The organism is Micrococcaceae bacterium Sec5.1 (assembly GCA_039636795.1).
Classification (GTDB): domain Bacteria; phylum Actinomycetota; class Actinomycetes; order Actinomycetales; family Micrococcaceae; genus Arthrobacter.
On sequence record CP143430.1, the window covers coordinates 2,787,090 to 2,806,624 of the forward strand.

The following is a 19,535-nucleotide window of genomic DNA, read 5'->3' on the forward strand; positions in this document are numbered from 1 at the left end:
CACTCAGGCCAAAGGAACGGACCAAGTCAGCGAAGTACCCTTCCCAGGCGTGCTGGTGACAGTGAATGCGCCGTTAAGTTCTGCAGCCCTACGGGCCATGTTCGGCAGCCCGTTACCGGATCCGTTTGCCCTGAAGCCGCGGCCGTCGTCACTGAGTTCCATGCTTAGCATGCCGTCAGCAACCCAAACTGACACGTCAATGGTGTCCGCGCCGGAATGACGAACAGCGTTGCTGAGGCTCTCCGAGATAACCGCCAGGAGGTGGCCTATCGTGACATCGTCCTCCACGGAATCAACCGGTCCCATCAAGGCCAGATGCGGCGTCTGTGCCAACGATTTTGCCCCGGCTTGTATCGTTTGGAAGATCCGGCTGCTCAGGAGTTCGCGCTCGTTGGTACTTGTCCGCAGGAAGTAGATGGTGTTCCGAAGGTCGCGGATGGTCGTATCGAGTTCGTCCGTTATGGAGTCGATGCGTTCAAGGGCTGAGCTGCCCGCGGTGTAGCGCCGGAGGCTCTGGATGCTCAAGCCCGCGGCAAAGAGGCGTTGGATGACCAGGTCATGAAGGTCCCTGGCAATCCTGTCCCGGTCGGTGAAAACCACAAGCTGCTCCCGGACGAGATGGATCCGGTCCAGCGCCAAAGCCAAGGCTACATGTGAGCCGAAGACTGGGGCCATCTCAACATCTGTGGCAGAAAAAGGCCCGGCGCCGGGTTTTCGACCAAGAACCAGCAGCCCTTGATGGGTGCCTTGGGCGCTGAGGTCTACGACGAGTATTTCTCCCGGACATTCGCCGGCCGGATCGCCAAGGAGGAGCCAAGGGTCCTCGCCTTGGGTTGCTCCTTGGGCGGTGACGTCAAGGAAATCGGTGGAATCCAAGGATAGTACCCGGCCCATCAGGCCCGGGCCCGTCTCGCCTGCTACCGCCTCTAGGGTGTAGTCTCCGCCGTGCTCTGCACGGGGCATCAGGACCACGGCAAGGTGGCATCCGGACTCCCTGAGAGCCCTGTCTGCAATGAGGTCAAGGGCATCACTTTCGGGCTGGTCCTCCTCCAGCATCAGCCCCGTAATTTCCATACAAGCTTCAAGCCACGACGTCCGGTGCCCGGCGTCCTCGTAGAGCCGGGCGTTTTCGATCGCGACGGCGGCAGCTGCCGCCAATGCCACCGCGACATCCTCATCTTCCGGAGTGAAGTCCTCGCCGCCGTCCTTCTCTGTCAGGTACAGGTTGCCGAAGACGACGTCCCGGATGCGGATTGGAACACCGAGGAAAGACTTCATCGGCGGGTGGTGCTGCGGGAAGCCGTAGGCCATCGGGTGTTCACGGAGGTCGTGGAGCCGCAAAGGTGAAGGTTCGGTAATGAGCAGTCCCAGAACCCCATGTCCAGTGGGCCGAGGACCAATCCGGCTCGTCAAATCGTCGTCGATTCCCACTGTGATGAAATGGCTGAGCGCCTTGTCCTCGCCGATAACACCCAACGCACCATAGCGTGCCTGCAAGAGATTGCATGCGGAAGTAACCACCCGCTCCAGCACAGATTCAAGGCTCAGGTCTTCTGCAACGGCCACGACGGCCTCGAGCAGGCCCCGCGTCCTCTCCTGGGCCTGCAGTAACTCGTCTGCCCTGGACGTGAAGTCCTTCAATAGGTCCTCCAGTTGGACCGCCGGAGCAACCGTGTGGTGTTCGCGTGGGAGATTGGGAGAGTCTTTCATCGCCGCCTTTCGGCGCCCGCCACCAGCGTGGTGCACGGCGTTACTGTTTGGCACTTTCGGTGTCAGCCTACTCCGGGCCCGTACGGCTAGCCATAACCGCAGGCAGAAGGGGTCTTTGGGCCCTGTCGCAGCAACCGAGGCAGGCTTAGGATCCTCGCATGAGGAACGAACCATCAGCATCCGAGGCCGAGCACCTGGACACCAAGCAATGTTGGGAGCAACTCCGCAGCGTATCCGTGGGCCGCCTGGCAGTGTGGATGGGCGACCATCCCGATATCTTCCCCATCAACTACAAAGTTGACCACGGCACCTTGGTCTTCCGAACCGGCGAAGGAACCAAACTCCATGCTGCGCTTGGAACAACGCCGGTAGCGCTGGAAGCCGACGGTGTGGATACAGCCTCGGGAATTGCCTGGAGCGTGGTGGTAAAGGGGACGGCCGAAAGCATCCAGCTGACGCAGGAAGTACTGGACAGTGTGGGACTGCTGCTCTTCCCCTGGCAAGCCGGGCGGAAGGATCACTTCGTCCGGATTATCCCAACCACGATGACGGGGAGGCGTTTCAAGGTGACACCGCCATTGACGTGGTGGAGCCCTTTGGACGATGCCACCCGTGCGGGTTTGGAATGACGGTGCCGTTCAGCGGCAGCCAGGACCAACGGCCCTAACGACGCCCGCATGGCCGTCCTGCTGGAGGGACATCAGTAAATTTTCCTGCTCCAAGGCTCCTACAGGAATGGACCACACCATGAAGGCACTCGTCTATGAAGGACCAGGATCCACGTCCTGGAAGGACGTTCCTGATCCACACATCACCCACCCTACGGATGCGATTGTCCGCATTGACACGACCACCATCTGCGGGACGGACCTGCACATCCTCAAGGGCGACGTCCCAGCGGTACAGCCAGGACGGATCCTCGGGCATGAAGGCGTCGGTACCGTCACCGAGATAGGCACCTCGGTTAGTGGCCTGCGCGTTGGTGACCGGGTCATCATCTCGTGCATCAAGTCCTGCGGCCATTGCAGCAACTGCAGGAAGGGCTTGTTTTCCCATTGCCTTGGAGAAGAGGGCCAGGTGGGGACGGGGTGGATCTTCGGTCACCTCATCGACGGGACCCAAGCGGAATTCGTTCGCGTCCCGTACGCGGACAACTCGCTCCACAAGCTCCCCCCGGGGGTAAGCGATGATCAGGCCGTTATGCTCTCCGATATCCTGCCCACAGCCTTCGAAATCGGTGTCCGCGATGGTCGCGTGGCCCCCGGTGACGTCATTGCCGTTGTTGGCGCCGGGCCCATCGGTCTGGCAGTGATGGCGACGGCGGGGCTTCACGGTGCCGCGACCATTATTGCCATTGACCCCAACGAGAGCCGCCTGGCCCGGGCGGCGGAATTTGGTGCGACGCACGCCGTGAATCCAATGAACCCCGAGTGGATCAGTGAGGTCCTTGCCCTCACTGATGGTGCCGGGGTTGATGTTGCCCTGGAAGCCGTCGGGCTCCCGGAGACTTTTGAGATGGCATTGCGCTTGGTGCGGCCAGGGGGAAACGTTGCAAACATTGGCGTTCACGGGAAGCCCGTCGAACTTCCGCTCCAAGATCTTTGGATCCGCAACATCAATATCAGCATGGGCTTGGTCAACACCAACACGACTCCGATGCTGCTTCGCCTCGTCGCCCAACAAAAGCTGCCTGCCGGGAAATTCGCAACCCATCATTTCGCGCTTGACCAGATTATGGATGCGTACGACACATTCTCAAGGGCGGTCGAAACGGAGGCTTTGAAGGTGGTCCTCAGCAGAACCCCGCATGATTAGCGCCATGGCGCCGCAAGTAGCGAAGCTTGCGCTGCGCTTTCCTTTAGTAGCGTCCACCGTGCTGGCAGGGGTCATCGTTGCGGGATTGGTCATCGCGGGACACGCCGCAGCGGCCCAGGGAACAGCCACCATTTATTCACTCTCGGTGGCCATATACCGTACGGTGGCTATGGTCAAGGGCCTCCTTCGGGGACGGTGGGGCATCGACCTCTTGGCTGTGACGGCGATTGGTTCCACAGCAGCGGTTGGGGAATACGTGGCCTCATTGGTCATCGTCCTCATGTTGACCGGCGGCGAAGCGCTGGAAGACTTTGCACAGGGCCGGGCCACAAGAGAGCTCCGAGCGTTGTTGGAGCGTGCTCCCCGGAGCGCCCATCGCGAGGGATCGGATGGCCAGGTGGTGGACGTTGGTGTCGATGTCATCCGTCCTGGCGACCTCCTCTTGGTGAAGCCGGCAGAAACGGTCCCCGTCGATGGCAGGATGTTGTCCGACGTCGGGACTCTTGACGAGTCCGCGATCACAGGGGAAAGCCTGCCGGCGGAGCGAGCAAAGGGTGACCTGCTGCTCAGTGGCTCCCTGAACGGAGCCGACGCCATACGGATGGTGGCCACTGCCTCAACGGAGGAGTCCCAGTACAGCCAGATCGTCGCCTTGGTACGGGAAGCTGCAGCGAGCCGCGCCCCCATGGTGCGCCTGGCTGACAGGTACGCAGTGTCGTTCACGCTGGTTGCGTTTCTTCTTGCCGGTACGGCGTGGCTGCTCAGCCAGGATCCCGTACGCTTTGCCCAGGTGCTGGTGGTTGCAACACCCTGCCCTCTGTTGATAGCCGCACCTGTGGCCTTTCTTGCCGGTGCCAGCCGTGCCGCCAAAGCAGGAATCATTATTAAGAACGCCGGTACGCTGGAGAAGCTCAGCCGGGTGAAGACGGCTGTGTTCGATAAGACCGGGACACTCACTCAGGGCAGGCCCGTCCTGTCCGGGATACGGCTTGCTGCCGGGGGAACCCTGTCCGAGGACAGGCTGCTGCAGCTGGCGGCATCGGCCGAGCAATATTCCTCCCATGTCTTCGCGGCTTCTGTCATTGAAGCGGCTCGCGAGCGTGGCTTACCTCTGTTGCCGGCGTCCGGTGCCAGCGAACACGCCACCAATGGTGTCAGCGCCGCTGTGGGGCCGCAGATGGTTCTCGTAGGAAAGCCTGCGTTCGTCAGCGCAAATACGAGCGGGTTCGAACGCACCAACCTGGAAGGTGGACAGCTCGCCGTGTACGTCGGTGTCGATGGCACATATGCCGGAAGCCTGATCATGAGCGATCCGCTGCGCACCAACGCCGTTGATACACTCGCCCTGCTCCGGAAGTTCGGTGTCGTGGAGACGATGCTGCTGACGGGCGACACCGCCAGTACTGCCCGCCATATTGCCGCTGTTGCCGGGATCGGCAACGTCCTGGCGGAATGCCTGCCGGCCGACAAAGTCGCTGCCGTTGCGTCCCTGCCGATGAGGCAGGTCATGATGGTGGGCGACGGCGTCAATGACGCACCCGTCCTGGCTGCGGCCGACGTCGGAGTCGCCATGGGCGCCAAAGGCGCCACCGCAGCCAGCGAGTCGGCCGATGTGGTCATCATGGTCGATGACCTGTCCAGGGTCGCGTCGGCTGTGGACATCGGGGAGTACACGCTGCGGATTGCCCGGCAGAGTATCTGGACCGGCATTCTGTTGAGCCTGGGCCTGATGGTCATGGCATCGTTCGGGGTGATCCCGGCTGTTGCCGGAGCACTGCTGCAGGAACTTGTAGACCTGGCGACGATTCTGAACGCGCTAAGGGCACTTGGACCGGTGCAGCATTTCAAGCCCGCACAACTGGAAACCGTCCAACGCGAACGGATTCCGCGTCAGTAACGTTCCGGCTCATCCCCAAGTTCAAAGTAACGGCCCTGGATGCTTGTCGGAGTAATTTCGACGTAGGTGTACTTGCGGGTGGCAATCCATGGTTTGAGGGGCAGCTTGTCTGCCTCGTCGATTTCGGTTTGCGACTCAATAACCCTCGCCTTGCCCTTAAGAACTACGCTCCATGCCTGTGCATCTAAAATCTCCTCCACTTCGAAGGCCACCTTCTCGTTCACCGTCAGTTCGGCCAGCTTCGTTCCCGGGTTGGTTCTTAGGAGCAGCCGATGGTTGTGGGCGATGAAGTTCAGGGGATAGATGTCGGGCTCACCCAAAACGCTGACCGCCAGGCGACCATGTTGGTTGCGTTCGAGGACTTTCCATGAATCGTCCTCAGACAGGACGGTGCCGGGCCGCTCGTCATTTTCCATGATCGTTGTCTCCTGTGGTGCGGACGGGACAGGCGCCGAGGGTTCCTGCCATCTGATGTCGTGATCCTATGGCTGCGGTCGTGCCCGCCAACAGAGTCCAAGGTCCCGCAGCAACCTGTCCACCGTGACCTTCGGCTCTACGCTGGCCCCCAAGGACGCGTTAGGCTCGGCGCCATGGAGAACACATCAATGGACCAGGACACCAAAGAGCTCAGCGTTCACGACTGCTGGAAGTATCTTCAGTCCACATCCACCTGCAGGATTGCACTCATCAACGGAAACGTTCCGGAGATCTTTCCGGTGAACTACATTCCCAATTTCGGGACGATCCTGTTCAGGACAGGGCAAGGGACCAAACACAAAGCCCTTCGTGAAGGGACACCGCTTGCCCTGGAGGCTGATGGATTTAATCGTTATGGAACCATCGCGTGGAGTGTCATCATCAAGGGTCATCCAGAGTTCGTAACCCACCCCGAGGAAATTCAGGAAGCCGTAAATGCAGGGTTGTCGCCATGGCAGCCAGGTGCAAAGGACATTCTGGTCAGGGTCACTCCCACGGAAATCAGTGGTCGGCGCTTTGTGATCACGCCGCCGTCGAAATGGTGGCCGCCCCTGGACCCGTCGGCTGCTGCGCAGGACTCGGTCACCCCGGAGGATGTGCCGGACGGGGACTCCTCGAAACGGAACGACGACGAAATCCGCTAATTGCCTTGCCCCAGGTTCGGGTCGGGCCGGGTCAGGATTGTGGGGCACTGGACGTTCAGGAGAACATGCTGTGCCACAGATCCCAGCAGCACGCGCAGTCCGCCGCGACCCCTGCATCCCATCACCAGGATCTGGGCTTCCTTTGCAGCAGCGACGAGTGCATCCCCTGGACGGTGGTCCAAGTCCAACTTCTCCCGGACGTTCAGGGCCGGGTAACGTTCTTTGACCCACCGGACAGAGTCGCCCATAACGTCCCCATCCTTGCCAGATCCATCCCTGGGAAACGGGGCCCCTGGACCTGATGCATGAACAATCACCAGCGCCTCCCTTAGGCGTGAGGCTTCAGTAGCTGCCATGTCCAAGGCGCACAGCGAATCTGGGGAGCCGTCTACTCCGACCACCACTCCAGAACGTTTCCCTGCAGTAATGTCCGGGACCACAGCGACAGGCGCTTTGCTGGTGACTGCGATCTGGAAACTGACCGAGCCGTACCCCTGCCCTTCGGTACCTGGGCCGCGATCCGTTCCAACCACCACCATCTCCGCTTCCGAGGACAGGGAGGCAATCGTTTCCGCGGGTTCGCCGGAGAATTGTGTGGATTTGATCTCCATCGAGGGAAAGACCCCGGCAAGTCGCGCTGCTTCGCTCTTGAGGAGGTCGTTGGCACGCTCCATCGCCAAGGTACGGTCACCCGGGAGTGGGAATGCCCAATCCGGGGGAACGACGTGGATGAGATTGAGTACCAGACCGAGGGAATCTGCACGGGCGAGAGCCCAGTCTGCGACACGGCTGCCCGCCCTGGAACCATCAAGGGCCGCCAGAATCTGCTTTTTCACGTACAGACGTCCCTTCGGTTCATTCCGATAGTGATCGTCTCCACTATCGGCGTGGCGGACCGTCGTGGCAAGGGTCCGAAGCCCCTCCCGCTGATCGGCAGAGTGCGTTAGGGTCCTCAGCAGAGAGTGCTTGACCTTTCACCGAAGACCGACGGGAAGGACATGAGGTGCACGTTCTTGTGCTGAACCCCGGCTCGTCGTCACTGAAGTACCACCTGAGAGACACCACGGTCCCGACCGGAAACAACAGCATCCTGGCTTCCGGACAAGTCAACTGGCCGCCGGATCACCGTTTCGATGTCGCCCGCCTCCACGGCGTTTTTGACGAAATCGTTACGGCTGTGGCCAACAGCCTGGATTCAGGTACTCCGGATTCAGTCGGGCATCGTGTGGTCCACGGCGGCGACCGCTTCAGCACCCCTGCACTTGTCACGCCAGACGTTGTAGGGGTTATTGAAGGGCTCAGCCCGCTGGCGCCGCTTCACAATCCTGCCAGCGCCGCGTGCATGAACACTGCGCAAGAGCGTTGGCCGGGCGTTCCACAGGTGGCCGTCTTCGACACCGCTTTCCACCGGTCCATACCGGAGTTCGCCGCCCGCTATGCCGTTCCGGAAGACAGCTATGTGGAACACCCCATCAGGCGCTTCGGATTTCATGGTATATCCGTGGGGATGGCCTGCCGTGACACTGCGTCCTACCTCGGGGTGAACGGTTCCTCGTTGAATGCGATTGTGGCGCATATCGGAAACGGGGCCTCAGTCACTGCCGTGAGGGGAGGTCAGAGCGTTGACACCTCCATGGGAATGACACCGCTGGAGGGACTCGTCATGGGAACCCGCTCCGGTGATCTGGACCCTTCCATCATCCTGTTGATGCAACGTGCGGGAGCGTCGGCCGACGACGTCGATGAGGTGCTCAACCACAGATCAGGCCTCCGGGCATTGGCCGGGACCGCGGACATGCGTGAGGTCTGCGCGGCTGCAACGAGGGGAGAACCCAAGGCCATTCTCGCCCTCGAAACGGCTGCCTATCGTTTGGCCAAGTACGTAGCGGCGTACTCCATGGTGGTTCAAAAGCCCGACGCGTTGGTGTTCACAGGTGGGGTGGGCGAGAACTCCGATGTGTTCAGGTCGCGGGTCCTCTCATGGCTGGCCCCCTTGGGACTGCGCATCGCGGAGGACAGGAATTCGGCCCCAGTGGAAGGCATCCGTGGAGTCAGCTCCGATGACTCGTCATTTCCTGTGCTGGTGGTGCCCAGCGACGAGGAACGGGCGATAGCTGAAGCAACTGCATCACTCCTCGGTGGACATAGTTAGGAAGGAACGCGGCATGACGCAACGCACTCAAGACAGCCACCCAGGTTCGGGGTCGGAAAGCGAAGACTTCGAACTGCTCAACAAGTACTGGGCAGCGGCGAACTACCTGACTGTTGCACAGATCTATCTCCAGGAAAATCCGCTGCTCCGCGAGCCATTGGAAGCCCAGCACATCAAGCCCAGACTTCTGGGCCATTGGGGGACCAGTCCCGGGTTGTCTCTCATTTACGCCCACCTGAATCGCCTCATCCGTCGCACGAGTGCGGAAGTCCTCTTGGTGACGGGCCCCGGTCACGGAGGCCCCGCCGTCGTCGCCAACACATATCTCGAAGGCAGCTATTCCGAGGTCTATCCCGCTGTTGGCAGGGATCTTGCAGGGCTGAGACGACTTGTCAGGCAGTTTTCGACGCCGGGCGGGATCGCGAGCCATGTCGGACCGGCCACGCCAGGTTCCATTCACGAAGGCGGTGAATTGGGGTATTCGCTGATGCATGCCACAGGTGCGGCAATGGACAACCCCGGCCTGATCGTTGCGTGTGTGGTGGGGGACGGGGAGGCAGAAACCGGGCCATTGGAGGGTTCCTGGAAGGCGCCGTCGTTTCTTAACCCGCTGAGCGACGGCGCTGTGCTTCCGATTCTCCACCTCAACGGCTACAAGATCTCGGGGCCTACTGTCTTGGGACGGCGCTCGAACCTGGAGGTGGCGTCGTTGCTCGAAGCGCATGGCTGGGAGCCTGTGATCGTCGACGGGGATGATCCTGACCTTGTCCATCCAGCATTGGCATCAGCCATGGACTCGGCCTATGCAGCCATCCGGGCGATACAGTCACATGCCCGCCAGGAAGGCGTTACGGGGCCGGCCCGATGGCCAGCCATTATCCTGCGGACACCCAAAGGCTGGACGGGGCCGGCCACCGTTGATGGGGTCCCCGTCGAAGGTACTTTCCGTTCACATCAGGTCCCTCTTGCCGGAGTGCGGGAAAAGCCGGAGCACCTGGCGCAACTGGAAACCTGGATGCGCTCCTACCGGCCGGAGGAACTGTTCGACGCCGATGGCCGGCTTGTCGCCGAACTGTCGGCGCTGGCTCCCGACGGCGATCTGCGCATGGGCGCGCTGCCGGCCAGCCGCGGCGTGGGTGGCACGGATCTCGTGGTTCCGCCCATCCAAAAGTACGCTGTGGAGACCCTGCCCCGAGGCCAAAAAATGTACCAAAGCACAAAGCCGCTGGGGGAGATGCTCCGGGACATCTATATTGACACTGCCGAGGATCCCAGATTCCGGCTTTTCTGCCCCGACGAAACCAACAGCAACAGGCTCGGTGCCGTCTTTGAAGCCACAGACCGTTGCCTTCTGGAGCCGGATGCCAGTGTGGCTGCCCCACGTGGCGGCGACCATGTTTCCGCTAATGGACGCGTCATGGAAGTCCTCTCCGAACATCTCTGCCAAGGTTGGCTGGAAGGATATGTCCTTACTGGCAGGTACGGCTTGTTCGCGAGCTACGAGGCGTTTGCAATGGTGAGTGCGTCCATGACAGTCCAGCACGCCAAATGGCTCCAACATTCGCGGGACCTGGAGTGGCGACGGCCTGTGCCGAGCCTGAATATCCTCCTGACCTCTACCTGCTGGCGGAACGACCACAACGGTTTCAGCCATCAGGGTCCGGGACTCATCGACACGGTTTTGTCACTGTCCGGCACTGTCATACGGGTCTACCTTCCACCGGATGCCAACACCCTGCTGGTCACAGCGGAACACATGCTCAAAAGCAAGAACTATGTGAACCTTGCTGTCATCGACAAGCAGGACCACCCGCAGTATTTGACCCTCGACGAGGCCAGGAAGCACGCCGCCGTCGGTGCATCCGTATGGGACTGGGCGGGGAACGAAGTGTCCCTGGGGTCTTCGAAGGACGTTGCGAAACCCGACATCATCCTGGCCTGTGCGGGGGATGTTCCGACCCAGGAGACCCTGGCAGCGGCATGGCTGCTCCGGCGCCATGTTCCCGATCTGACTGTCAGGGTGGTCAACGTCATGGACGCCATGGTCCTACCGCCTCCGGACACGCATCCGCATGGGCTTTCCAGTGAGAAATTTGAAGAGATCTTTACTGGTGACGTGGATGTGGTGATGGCATGGCACGGGTATGCACGGGCCCTCCATCAGCTCCTGCATGGTCGCCCGCTGCCTGAGAGGTTCCACGTCCGCGGATACAACGAGCAAGGTACTACGACCACACCGTTTGACATGGTGGTCCTGAACAAAGTCAGCCGCTATCACGTCGTCATGGAATCACTTCGCCGTTCCCGCGGACATTTCGCGGGTGCAGAAGAACTCCTGGAACACTGCCGCAACCAGCTCGACGCCCACGCTGCACATATACGCGAACACTTCGAGGACCTCCCTGAAATCCGCGACTGGGTATGGACGGAGCCGGATTCCTAAAGGATCTCGATCTCCTCGTGCCGAATGTCCGAATGCAGGGCAGCAGACCCTACGCTGGGTTCATGAGTGAGAGACCGGCTACCTGGCATAGGCAGCATAAAGCAGGTTTGAGCCGGGGCGAGCGCGCAGCGGATATCCTTCGGAATGGCATGGGTAGTTGGATCTTCGTATCGCTGTTCCTTGCATTTATGGCTGCTTGGGCTGCTATCAACTCGTTTGTTTTTACGTCACATGCGTGGGATCCATATCCATTCATCCTTCTGAACCTCTTCCTGTCCATGCTGGCTGGGCTTCAGGGCGCAATATTGCTGATAGCTGCAAAGCGGCAAGACGCCATCGCAGCAGCTATGGCCTTGCATGACTATGAAACGGACGTGCAGGCAAAAACCGAGATCGATCGGCTGATGGCAATCAACAGCCAACAACTGGAACTTCTTGAGGAACTGAGGGCCCTGTTGTTGCGGCCCAGAACGTCGGGAGGCGACGGCGACTGGGAGCCGGGGCAAGCCGCGGAAGAGTAATCTCAATGGCCCCAGCAAGTTGCTGGTATGTCTAGCCGTACCCCACGTTTAGTGTTGGAGGGTGGAAGTACAGGGAGAACTTAAGACTGCTCAAGAGGCCGCCAATGATCCTCGTATCCTGGTTTTCGGGCGTTTGCTTGGTGCTGCTAACCGGCTGGAGTATTTGCTTGGTCGATCTTTGGAGCAGGAGGTGGGGCTCAGTCACTCACTGTTCGAACTCCTTCTCTTAGTGGGCCGTGCTGGTGACAAGGGAATGCCTGTGCGCGATATTGCGCAAGCCAGGGTGCTGACCTCGGGTGGTGCTACCCGGCTGGTTCAGCGTGCATCGGCGCAGGGTTTGATCGAGCGCAGAGATTCCACGGATGATCGTCGCGTCCAGCTGATCCACCTCACCCCTCACGGAGAGCAAGTCCTCCTTCGGGCGGCTGCCATTCATGCCCGAAACGTAGAACGCTATGTCATCGACCCCTTGACTGTTGATCAAGCCGAGGTCTTTGCGACAGCTATCCGAACACTGAGCAAGAACGCCGCGAAAGAACTGCCGACCATGCCGTGATCACCTGTCCGTGCGCGGGAGGGGAATAGCTGACTAGTCAGCTTTGTTGATGGCTGCAGGCGATGAAGAAAACGCCTGTCCGGACGTTCCCTGCTGTACACGAGAAGGAGCACCACCATGTCGCTTAACTTCGAAGTCTTCGATCTGGACTTTCCCGCCGGTTCACCCAATAAGTCAGCCACTCTGGTGACAGGTCCCACAGGAGCGCTGCTCGTTGATGCCGGCTTCACCCGGGCAGACGGACACCGGTTGGTGGCCGCCATCCTCGACTCCGGGAAGGACCTGGCCACGGTCTTGGTAAGCCACGCCGACCCGGATTTCTATTTCGGCCTTGAAGCTATCGCTGATGCGTTTCCCGACGCGGCCATCGTCGCCACGCCGATCGTGATCGAGCACATCCGCGACTCCTTCGAAGGCAAGCTCAAGGCGTGGGCCACGCTGGGAGCGAACCTGCCAACGCGATTGGTCCCGATCACCCCGCTCGTCGGTGATTTCCTTGAGCTGGATGGTTACAGATTCGACGTCAGGGGAGGTTCGACCCTGCTGCCGGACCGGCATTATCTGTGGAACGCCGATTACCAGGCCGTCGTTGGTGGGGTCCTGGTGTTCCAGCAAGAACATGTCTGGACCGCCGATACCGCGACGCCGGAACAGCGGGCTGCCTGGATCGACATGCTCGATGAGATGCAATCGCTGGAGCCTCAGTTGGTCGTCGCCGGACACCGGCTCCCTGGGACCGCAAACGATGCGAGCGGCATAGGCTACACCCGCAAGTATCTGCAGGACTTCGAGCGCATTCTCGAACATTCCCCCGATGGTGCTTCGGCAACAGCCGCGCTCGTGGAAAGCTATCCGGAATCGGGAATGCTGATCGCGGCACAAATTGGACCCAAGGTGGCAAAAGGTGAGATGACATGGGGCTGAACGAGACGATGGACCCAAGGACGTCCACAGCCCCTCGTGATGTTGTCCGCCGGCAGTACATTGCCTCAGCCGCCGGTGACCTTGAGGCGCTTCGTGCCACGATGGCGCCCGACGTCGAATGGACTGAAATGGCGGGGTTTCCCCTTGCGGGAACCTATCGCACACCGCAGGGCGTCACGTCCAACGTCATGGAAGTACTCGGGCGCGACTGGGACGGTTGGACTGCTCACGATGACAACTACGTCGTCGATGGTGAGAACGTCGTCGTCCTCGCACGATACACAGCAACGCACCGTAAAACGGAGCGGAAGCTCAATGTCCGGGTAGCCCATCACTTCATCGTCCGCGGGGGTCTCATCGTGCGCTTCGAGCAGTTCGTCGACACCGCGAAAGTCGCGGAAGCCGCCAGCGGCGAGGGGGACCATTGACGAATGCCGACCCGGCCGCAGACTAGTCCAGCGGGTCGCCGTCTTCCTTCTACCAGAACAGGCCGTATTGGTGGATGGTGTTGCCGTATTAGCCGATGTCGCCCGCTATCCCGAGCCAGGTCACGTTTGATTCACGTCACTTCGTGACGCGCGGATCGACTCCATATTGGGTCGGAGCGCCCAGATGTTCGCGCAGGGTTGTGCCCTCATATTCCCGATGGAAGAGCCCGCGATCCTGGAGGATTGGCACCACGCCATCTACGAAAGCGTCAATCCCGTCCTCGTATATATCCGGCGACACCCAGAAGCCGTCCACAGCTTCTGCTTCGAACCATTCCTGCATGTGGTCAGCGGCTCCGGCGGCCGGTCCGACGACGACGGGGTGATAGTCGATCACACCGTGCGCGAGCACATCGCGGACCGTCCAGCCTTCACTCGCGATCCTGAGTGCATTAGCCGAGCGAGGGTCGCCCGCTGATGGCCGCGCCTTGGACAGCTGCTCCTGCGATAGTGGCTCGTCGAGCTGTGCCGGATCGAGGCCCAGGCCGAGCATTTGTCCAAGATAGGACGCGCGCTGAGGAAAGATTCGCCCACTCAGCGTAATTCGGCGATCAAGACCTTCGCGCTTGTCCTTGGCGATCGTCGTCATTAGGCCGGCAAAGAACTTGAGTTCGTCCGGATCCCGCCCGGCGCGTTCGGCCGCTTCGCGAAACGCGGCGCGCTGCGCACGCGCATCGTTGATGGTGAAAGCTGCGCCGATAACGCCGTTGGCGTAACGACCGGCGAGTTCGAGGGCGTTCGCACTGCCTCCCGCGTGGAAGACAACAGGTTGACCCTGCTCGGATGGAGGGATATACAGCGGACCACGCGAGGCGACGAAATTGCCACCCATATTGATGGGTGCGATCTGGTCGGCGTCCGCGAAGCGGCCCGTTGCCTTATCGTGCATCCACGCTGTCTTTCCCCAGCTGCCCCAAAGAGACTGTACTAGCTGGATCGTCTCATGCGCTCTCCCGTAGCGTTCCTGGCTGGATGGAAGTCGTTGGCCATAATTTGCCGCGACATCTTGTCCGCTCGAGGTGACGGCATTCCAACCCGTCCGCCCATGACTCATGACATCCAGCGCCTTGAACTGTCGGGCGAGGTTGAACGGCTCGTTGAACGTCGTCGAGCCGGTGGCGACGAGGCCAATCCGGCTCGTTTCGCGCGCGACAGCTGCCAACGTCACCATGACGTCGAGATTGAAGTGGGGCGGCTCGTTCTCGATATCGCCGACGTGAGTGGGGCCATCCGGTAGGAACAGGAACTGGAGCTTCCCGCGCTCGGCCGCCTGGGCATGGCGAACCTTCGCGTCAAAACTCGTATAGTTCCTGGGGTCTACTGCCGGGGCGCGCCAGGCCCCAGGCAGGTTGCCGTATCCGTTGCCCAGATGCATGCCGACAATCATTTGTCTGGTCATGATCTCTTCTTTCTGTGCGCAGATTGGGGTTGCCGACAGTCCTGTTCCGGCCCAGTTCGCCCAGGTTCCGGCTATTGCGCGCCCGCGGTGTCGGGATGATCGCGAAAAATCCACCTCAGCGTCTCCGGGAGGACTGCGCCACCGTGCAGGAGCGAGTGTCCGCCCTCGCCATACACGAATTTGGCATCGTAGCGTCGATACTCAAGGGCTGCGAACATGTCGTGGTTGGCGATCGGAATACTGCCGAAAATGACGTCAAGATCCCGGGCTCCAGTTTGTAGCCAGACCCGGATTGGTTTTCGTGGGTTCTGCCGGATTGCCGAGGGGTGATTGTGGCCGCCCCGGATATTGATGAAGCTGCCGCAATGGGAGATGACGTTGCCGAAGACGTCAGGACGTGCCCATGCTGCGGTGAACGCACAATTGCCGCCCGAGCTGATGCCTACAAGCACTCGATCCCGGGGAACTGTGGAGACATTGAGATGCCCTATGGCATCCGGAAGGAATTCGTCCGTGAGGAATCTGGCATAGTCGCCGTTGACGGAGTCGTACTCGATGCTGCGGTTGTCCGTTCCACCAAAGTGGGGATATCCCGGGCCTTGCTCGCCTGCTTCAATGAATATGGCCACCGTAACCGGGATCTCGCCCTTGTTGATGAGGTTGTCCAGGACGATATCCGCGCTGGCCTTCGGTGCCAGATACAGATTGGCATCCTGAAAAATGGCAAGGGCGGCGGGCTTGTCTGGCGTGTATTGAGCAGGGACGTAGAGGTAGTAGCTCCGTTCCACGCCAGGGTAAACGCTTCGCCCTGTGTGATGTCCCTTTGTCAGCGTGCCTTGAGGGGTGCCTGGCTGTCGCTCGGAATCTGGACCCAGCGAATAGATCGGCTTGGTGTCATCGGCGAGGACATAGGCAGAAGCATCCTTGCCGGAGATTGTGAGGTCATCCTGGTAGTCGTTTTCCTGCCGGTAATCAGCATCCGGGGTCTGGCCATTGTTACCAGGCACGCGTGGTTCGGTGTCCGGGGAGTGCGTCATTGTGATCCTTTCAGTGAGAGGTGAACCCGCCGTCGATGACGAGTTCCGTTCCGGTGATGAACTTGGCCTCATCCGATGCGAGGTAGAGCATGCCATACGCGATGTCGGATGCTTCCCCCGCGTGGGGCGGCAAAGGAACGGTTTCAGGGTTGGCCAGCGATTCCCTGGTGAGCCCGTAGCCACGGGTCAGGCCGGTGTCGACCGGACCGGGATGCACTGAATTCACCCGGATGTTGTCCTTTGCAAACCACTGGGCAGTGTGTTTTGTCAGGGAACGGACTGCCCCCTTCGAAGCGGAGTAGGCTGCACTGCCGCCATCCGAGGCGCCACCCACAATGCCAGCGATCGATGACACGTTCACGATGGAACCGGCGCCCGCGGCCTGCATGGCGGGAATGACGCTCTTCATTCCCAGCCAAGGTCCGGTGACATTGATGGCCATCACCCTATTCCAGTCGTCAAGCTCGGCTTCGAGAACACCCTTCGCCATGGCAATTCCGGCGTTGTTGATCAGGATGTCGATCGTGCCCCACTCGGCGAGTACGTCCTCGACTACACGCTTCCAGTCCTCAGCGGAGGAAACATCGTGCGTGCGTGCAATTGCCTCGCCTCCGTTTTCGGTGACTTCCCCGACTGCCTGTCGCAGTGCCTCTGCGGAGATGTCCGTGGCCGCTACCCGCGCCCCCTCGGCTACGAAGAGCTTGAGGGCGGAGAGGCCCATTCCGCTGGCTGCGCCCGTGATGATGGCGACCTTGCCGACCAATCGTGACATGTCATCTTCCTTCCCTGATGGTTGATGTGTGAGCACGTGTTACGGACGCCGGATATGAGACAGCTCAGGCTTCTCCTGACCGCTTCCGAGACCGTGTGTAGGCGTCCAGCGAGACGGCGGCGAGCACGATCACACCAAGGGCCACCTCTTGTGTTGCCTGCGGAAATGCCAGGATGTCAAAGACGTTGTTGATAGTCCCAAAGATCAGGATGCCGACGAGTGTTCGCCACATGGCGCCTTCTCCGCCGAGCAATGAAGTTCCGCCGATGATGACGATCGCGATCGAGTTAAGCGTGACTCCAACGGCCACGCCTGGCTGTCCGACGCCGATGACCGACCCCAGGACGATTCCCGCGAGGGTTGCCAGCATCGCTGTCAGCACGTAGGTACTTGCCCGGAGGGACACCACGGGCAGTCCGGCCAACCTTGCGGCTTCGTTGTTGCCGCCGATCGCGTAGATGCCCCGGCCGTACACGGTTCTGGAAAGTGCGAACCATCCTGCCGCTACGAGGACGGCAAGCAGCCAGACGGAGAGCGGCGCCCCAAGGAAGTCCTTGTCCGAGAGGAAGTCGTAGCCGCCTGCGGCCATGGGAACCGGTTTGGAGTTCGTGAACAGCAAGGTCAGGCCGCTGAACAATGAGGCTGTCGCGAGAGTAGCGATGAACGCGTTCACTTTCGCTTTTGTGATGAGGAGGGCATTGATCAGGCCGAGAAGGAATCCGATCACCAGCGTGATGAGTATCGCCAGACCCGCAGGCATCATGTGGGACAGCGTTGCGTAAGACACTCCGCCGATGGCCAGTACGGCGGCGACCGAAAGGTCGAAACCTCCGGCGATAATAATGAACGTCATCCCTACGGCGATAATGCCGACAGGTGCATTTTGGGTGAGGATGTTGACGAGGTTTCCTGGGTTGAGGAAGCGAGGATTGAGGCTGATCGCCGTCATCACGAGGATGATGAGCACCCAGACCATCCCGAGGCTCGCTGCTCTCTCCCGTAGATTGACTCTTCTCTTTCTTGTGACAGGGGGAGCAACGGTGTTATCCGGGGTGGTGTCCCTGTCGATGGTGGCGCTCATGCGTTCTCCTTCAATCCGAAAGCAGCTTTCAGTACGTCTTCCATGGCGATCTCTTGATCGCCGTTTCGCTCCAGCAGGCCCATGCTGTGGCCCTTGGCTACGACGAGTACACGGTCAGAAACGGCCAGCACTTCCTCGAGTTCGGATGAGACCACGATGACGCCGACGCCGTCGTCCGCCATTTTGCGCAGGCTCTCAAGCAACTCGCCCTTGGCGCCGATGTCTATACCGCGTGTGGGCTCGTCAGCGAGGAGCACTTTCGGGCGGTCGTACAACCACCGTGCCATCAAGAGCTTCTGTTGGTTGCCGCCGGAAAACCGGTCGCTCCGTTCACCCAGCCGGGCTATCGGGAAGTTCAGCTTCGAGGCAGCCTCGGCAACCATGGCACGCAGTTTCCTTCGCCCAATTACGCCGCCTGATGAGGCTGCGCCAAGATTGGACAGGGCAATGTTGTCCGCGGCATTTCGGGGCATAACCAGGCCCTGGCCCTTACGGTCTTCCGGGATCAGACCGATTCCCAGCTTGCGGGCCGCGCGAACTGTTCGCGGCCAGGGGGACTGGGCCCCCGACAAGCGGATGCTTCCCCGGGCAGTCGATTCCGCGCCGGCAATCGCCCTCAGCAACGTCGAGCGGCCCGAACCTACCAGACCGGCAATGCCGAGTATTTCGCCTGGCTTCACTTCCAGGTCGATGTTCTCGATGACCCCCGGCACAGTAAGGCCGACCACTTCAAGGACCGGCGCAAGAGACGGGTCAATCGATTTCTGGTGGATACCGGCCGGCTTGTCCATCAGCACCCGGCCAAGGGTTTGGTCACCTCGCTGCTCGCCAAGCATCGCGCGCACGAGTTCGGCGCGCGAACTCTCTCCCCGCCCGCTCGTGACGATGGCCCGGCCATTCCGGAATACCGTGACTCTGTCGGCCAGTCGTTCGATTTCATCGAAGTTGTGACTGACAATCACGATGGTGACGCCGCGCTTACGCAATCCTTCGATCGCTCTATACAGGGCTTCCCGCTCCTCCACGGCCAGGGATGCGCTCGGCTCATCGAAGAGGATGACGCGAGGATCCACCACCAGCGACCGCATGATCTCAAGCAATTGCTGCTCAGCCACTGACAGGGTGCCGACGGGCACGCCAGCCGGAACGACCTGGACCTCCAGCTGGGCACACAGCTGGACGTATTTGCGTCGCATCTCAGCGGCGGAGAGAACTCCGAACCGGGACAGGACGGACCCGAGAAAAACGTTCGCTGCTGCATCCAGATGCGGGATGATCGTCAGTTCCTGATAGATGGCCGAGACACCGCTCCGGCGTGCAGCGCGAAGGTTCCCCGGTTCAACTTGTTCACCGAAGACTTCGACGACACCCCCGTCATAGTCGACGCGACCGGCGATAGCGCCCAACGCCGTGGACTTGCCCGCTCCGTTCTCGCCGATCAGTGCATGTACCGTTCCTTCATGGATCTCAACGTCCACATCGATTAATGCGCGTGTGGCACCGTAGGTCTTCGACACCGCTTTTAGTGCGACGGCGATAACCGGGTCCGATTTCGAAGGCTCCATTGCCAGTTCTACTTTCTATGTTGGGCTGGGCAGCGTTCGAGCGAACGACGCCCA

General features: G+C 60.6%; 18 protein-coding genes. 10 read left to right on the top strand and 8 right to left on the bottom strand.

The features are described from left to right. Positions 1-3: 3 nt before the first annotated feature. Positions 4-1,710, bottom strand: a complete 1,707-nt coding sequence (locus tag VUN82_12725) for a GAF domain-containing sensor histidine kinase (protein XAS69991.1) — start codon at positions 1,708-1,710, stop codon at positions 4-6. Between the two features lie 158 nt (positions 1,711-1,868). On the opposite strand from VUN82_12725, the gene VUN82_12730 reads away from it, so the two are divergent. From VUN82_12730 to VUN82_12740, 3 genes are all read left to right on the top strand, one after another. Further along, a complete protein-coding gene (locus VUN82_12730) occupies positions 1,869-2,339 on the top strand; it encodes a pyridoxamine 5'-phosphate oxidase family protein (GenBank protein XAS69992.1) in 471 nt (156 codons plus the stop codon). Between the two features lie 118 nt (positions 2,340-2,457). After that, positions 2,458-3,525: a zinc-dependent alcohol dehydrogenase family protein gene (locus VUN82_12735; GenBank protein XAS74677.1), complete on the top strand. Its 1,068-nt coding sequence runs from the start codon at positions 2,458-2,460 to the stop codon at positions 3,523-3,525. Positions 3,526-3,529: 4 nt separating this feature from the next. Then, positions 3,530-5,422: a heavy metal translocating P-type ATPase gene (locus VUN82_12740; GenBank protein XAS69993.1), complete on the top strand. Its 1,893-nt coding sequence runs from the start codon at positions 3,530-3,532 to the stop codon at positions 5,420-5,422. Here VUN82_12740 and VUN82_12745 read toward each other — a convergent pair. Next, positions 5,416-5,838 (bottom strand): pyridoxamine 5'-phosphate oxidase family protein, encoded by a 423-nt coding sequence (locus VUN82_12745; protein ID XAS69994.1) that lies wholly within the window; start codon positions 5,836-5,838, stop codon positions 5,416-5,418. The two genes, VUN82_12740 and VUN82_12745, sit on opposite strands and share 7 nt — an antisense overlap. A gap of 174 nt (positions 5,839-6,012) precedes the next feature. Here VUN82_12745 and VUN82_12750 point away from each other — a divergent pair, with 174 nt between their 5' ends. Then, positions 6,013-6,543: a pyridoxamine 5'-phosphate oxidase family protein gene (locus tag VUN82_12750; protein ID XAS69995.1), complete on the top strand. Its 531-nt coding sequence runs from the start codon at positions 6,013-6,015 to the stop codon at positions 6,541-6,543. Here the strand turns inward: VUN82_12750 and VUN82_12755 are convergent. Further along, positions 6,540-7,379 carry a universal stress protein gene (locus VUN82_12755; protein XAS69996.1) on the bottom strand — a complete coding sequence of 280 codons (840 nt, stop codon included), beginning with the start codon at positions 7,377-7,379 and terminating at the stop codon, positions 6,540-6,542. The genes VUN82_12750 and VUN82_12755 overlap by 4 nt on opposite strands. A 167-nt stretch (positions 7,380-7,546) precedes the next feature. Between VUN82_12755 and VUN82_12760 the strand changes: the two genes are divergently transcribed. From VUN82_12760 to VUN82_12785, 6 genes are all read left to right on the top strand, one after another. Beyond that, complete coding sequence (locus VUN82_12760) at positions 7,547-8,695, top strand: acetate/propionate family kinase (GenBank protein ID XAS69997.1); 1,149 nt, start codon at positions 7,547-7,549, stop codon at positions 8,693-8,695. Positions 8,696-8,708: 13 nt separating this feature from the next. After that, the gene (locus tag VUN82_12765) at positions 8,709-11,138 is read left to right on the top strand and encodes a phosphoketolase family protein (protein ID XAS69998.1); all 2,430 of its coding nucleotides are present in this window, start codon (positions 8,709-8,711) and stop codon (positions 11,136-11,138) included. Positions 11,139-11,200: 62 nt separating this feature from the next. Further along, entirely contained in the window at positions 11,201-11,659 is a 459-nt protein-coding gene (locus VUN82_12770) for a DUF1003 domain-containing protein (GenBank protein ID XAS69999.1), read from the top strand. A gap of 61 nt (positions 11,660-11,720) precedes the next feature. Then, positions 11,721-12,215, top strand: a complete 495-nt coding sequence (locus tag VUN82_12775) for a MarR family winged helix-turn-helix transcriptional regulator (GenBank protein ID XAS70000.1) — start codon at positions 11,721-11,723, stop codon at positions 12,213-12,215. Between the two features lie 117 nt (positions 12,216-12,332). Then, complete coding sequence (locus VUN82_12780; GenBank protein XAS70001.1) at positions 12,333-13,139, top strand: MBL fold metallo-hydrolase; 807 nt, start codon at positions 12,333-12,335, stop codon at positions 13,137-13,139. Continuing rightward, positions 13,130-13,567: a nuclear transport factor 2 family protein gene (locus VUN82_12785; protein ID XAS70002.1), complete on the top strand. Its 438-nt coding sequence runs from the start codon at positions 13,130-13,132 to the stop codon at positions 13,565-13,567. Before VUN82_12780 ends, VUN82_12785 begins: the two co-directional genes overlap by 10 nt. Positions 13,568-13,703: 136 nt before the next feature. Here the strand turns inward: VUN82_12785 and VUN82_12790 are convergent, their stop codons facing one another. The 5 genes from VUN82_12790 to VUN82_12810 form a co-directional block, all read right to left on the bottom strand. Further along, entirely contained in the window at positions 13,704-15,026 is a 1,323-nt protein-coding gene (locus VUN82_12790) for an NtaA/DmoA family FMN-dependent monooxygenase (protein XAS70003.1), read from the bottom strand. A gap of 71 nt (positions 15,027-15,097) precedes the next feature. Beyond that, positions 15,098-16,063 (bottom strand): alpha/beta hydrolase-fold protein, encoded by a 966-nt coding sequence (locus tag VUN82_12795; GenBank protein ID XAS70004.1) that lies wholly within the window; start codon positions 16,061-16,063, stop codon positions 15,098-15,100. A gap of 10 nt (positions 16,064-16,073) precedes the next feature. Continuing rightward, the gene (locus tag VUN82_12800; protein ID XAS70005.1) at positions 16,074-16,835 is read right to left on the bottom strand and encodes a glucose 1-dehydrogenase; all 762 of its coding nucleotides are present in this window, start codon (positions 16,833-16,835) and stop codon (positions 16,074-16,076) included. A gap of 64 nt (positions 16,836-16,899) precedes the next feature. Next, a complete protein-coding gene (locus tag VUN82_12805; protein ID XAS70006.1) occupies positions 16,900-17,916 on the bottom strand; it encodes an ABC transporter permease in 1,017 nt (338 codons plus the stop codon). Continuing rightward, complete coding sequence (locus tag VUN82_12810) at positions 17,913-19,481, bottom strand: sugar ABC transporter ATP-binding protein (GenBank protein ID XAS70007.1); 1,569 nt, start codon at positions 19,479-19,481, stop codon at positions 17,913-17,915. Before VUN82_12810 ends, VUN82_12805 begins: the two co-directional genes overlap by 4 nt. Between the last annotated feature and the right edge of the window lie 54 nt (positions 19,482-19,535).

Coding starts and splice junctions, on each gene's coding strand:
- VUN82_12740 (XAS69993.1), top strand. CDS start 3,530: ATGGCGCCGCAAGTAGCGAAGCTTGCGCTGCGCTTTCCTTTAGTAGCG.
- VUN82_12805 (XAS70006.1), bottom strand. CDS start 17,916: ATGAGCGCCACCATCGACAGGGACACCACCCCGGATAACACCGTTGCT.
- VUN82_12790 (XAS70003.1), bottom strand. CDS start 15,026: ATGACCAGACAAATGATTGTCGGCATGCATCTGGGCAACGGATACGGC.
- VUN82_12810 (XAS70007.1), bottom strand. CDS start 19,481: ATGGAGCCTTCGAAATCGGACCCGGTTATCGCCGTCGCACTAAAAGCG.
- VUN82_12770 (XAS69999.1), top strand. CDS start 11,201: ATGAGTGAGAGACCGGCTACCTGGCATAGGCAGCATAAAGCAGGTTTG.
- VUN82_12725 (XAS69991.1), bottom strand. CDS start 1,710: ATGAAAGACTCTCCCAATCTCCCACGCGAACACCACACGGTTGCTCCG.
- VUN82_12795 (XAS70004.1), bottom strand. CDS start 16,063: ATGACGCACTCCCCGGACACCGAACCACGCGTGCCTGGTAACAATGGC.
- VUN82_12735 (XAS74677.1), top strand. CDS start 2,458: ATGAAGGCACTCGTCTATGAAGGACCAGGATCCACGTCCTGGAAGGAC.
- VUN82_12765 (XAS69998.1), top strand. CDS start 8,709: ATGACGCAACGCACTCAAGACAGCCACCCAGGTTCGGGGTCGGAAAGC.
- VUN82_12780 (XAS70001.1), top strand. CDS start 12,333: ATGTCGCTTAACTTCGAAGTCTTCGATCTGGACTTTCCCGCCGGTTCA.
- VUN82_12730 (XAS69992.1), top strand. CDS start 1,869: ATGAGGAACGAACCATCAGCATCCGAGGCCGAGCACCTGGACACCAAG.
- VUN82_12785 (XAS70002.1), top strand. CDS start 13,130: ATGGGGCTGAACGAGACGATGGACCCAAGGACGTCCACAGCCCCTCGT.
- VUN82_12800 (XAS70005.1), bottom strand. CDS start 16,835: ATGTCACGATTGGTCGGCAAGGTCGCCATCATCACGGGCGCAGCCAGC.
- VUN82_12750 (XAS69995.1), top strand. CDS start 6,013: ATGGAGAACACATCAATGGACCAGGACACCAAAGAGCTCAGCGTTCAC.
- VUN82_12745 (XAS69994.1), bottom strand. CDS start 5,838: ATGGAAAATGACGAGCGGCCCGGCACCGTCCTGTCTGAGGACGATTCA.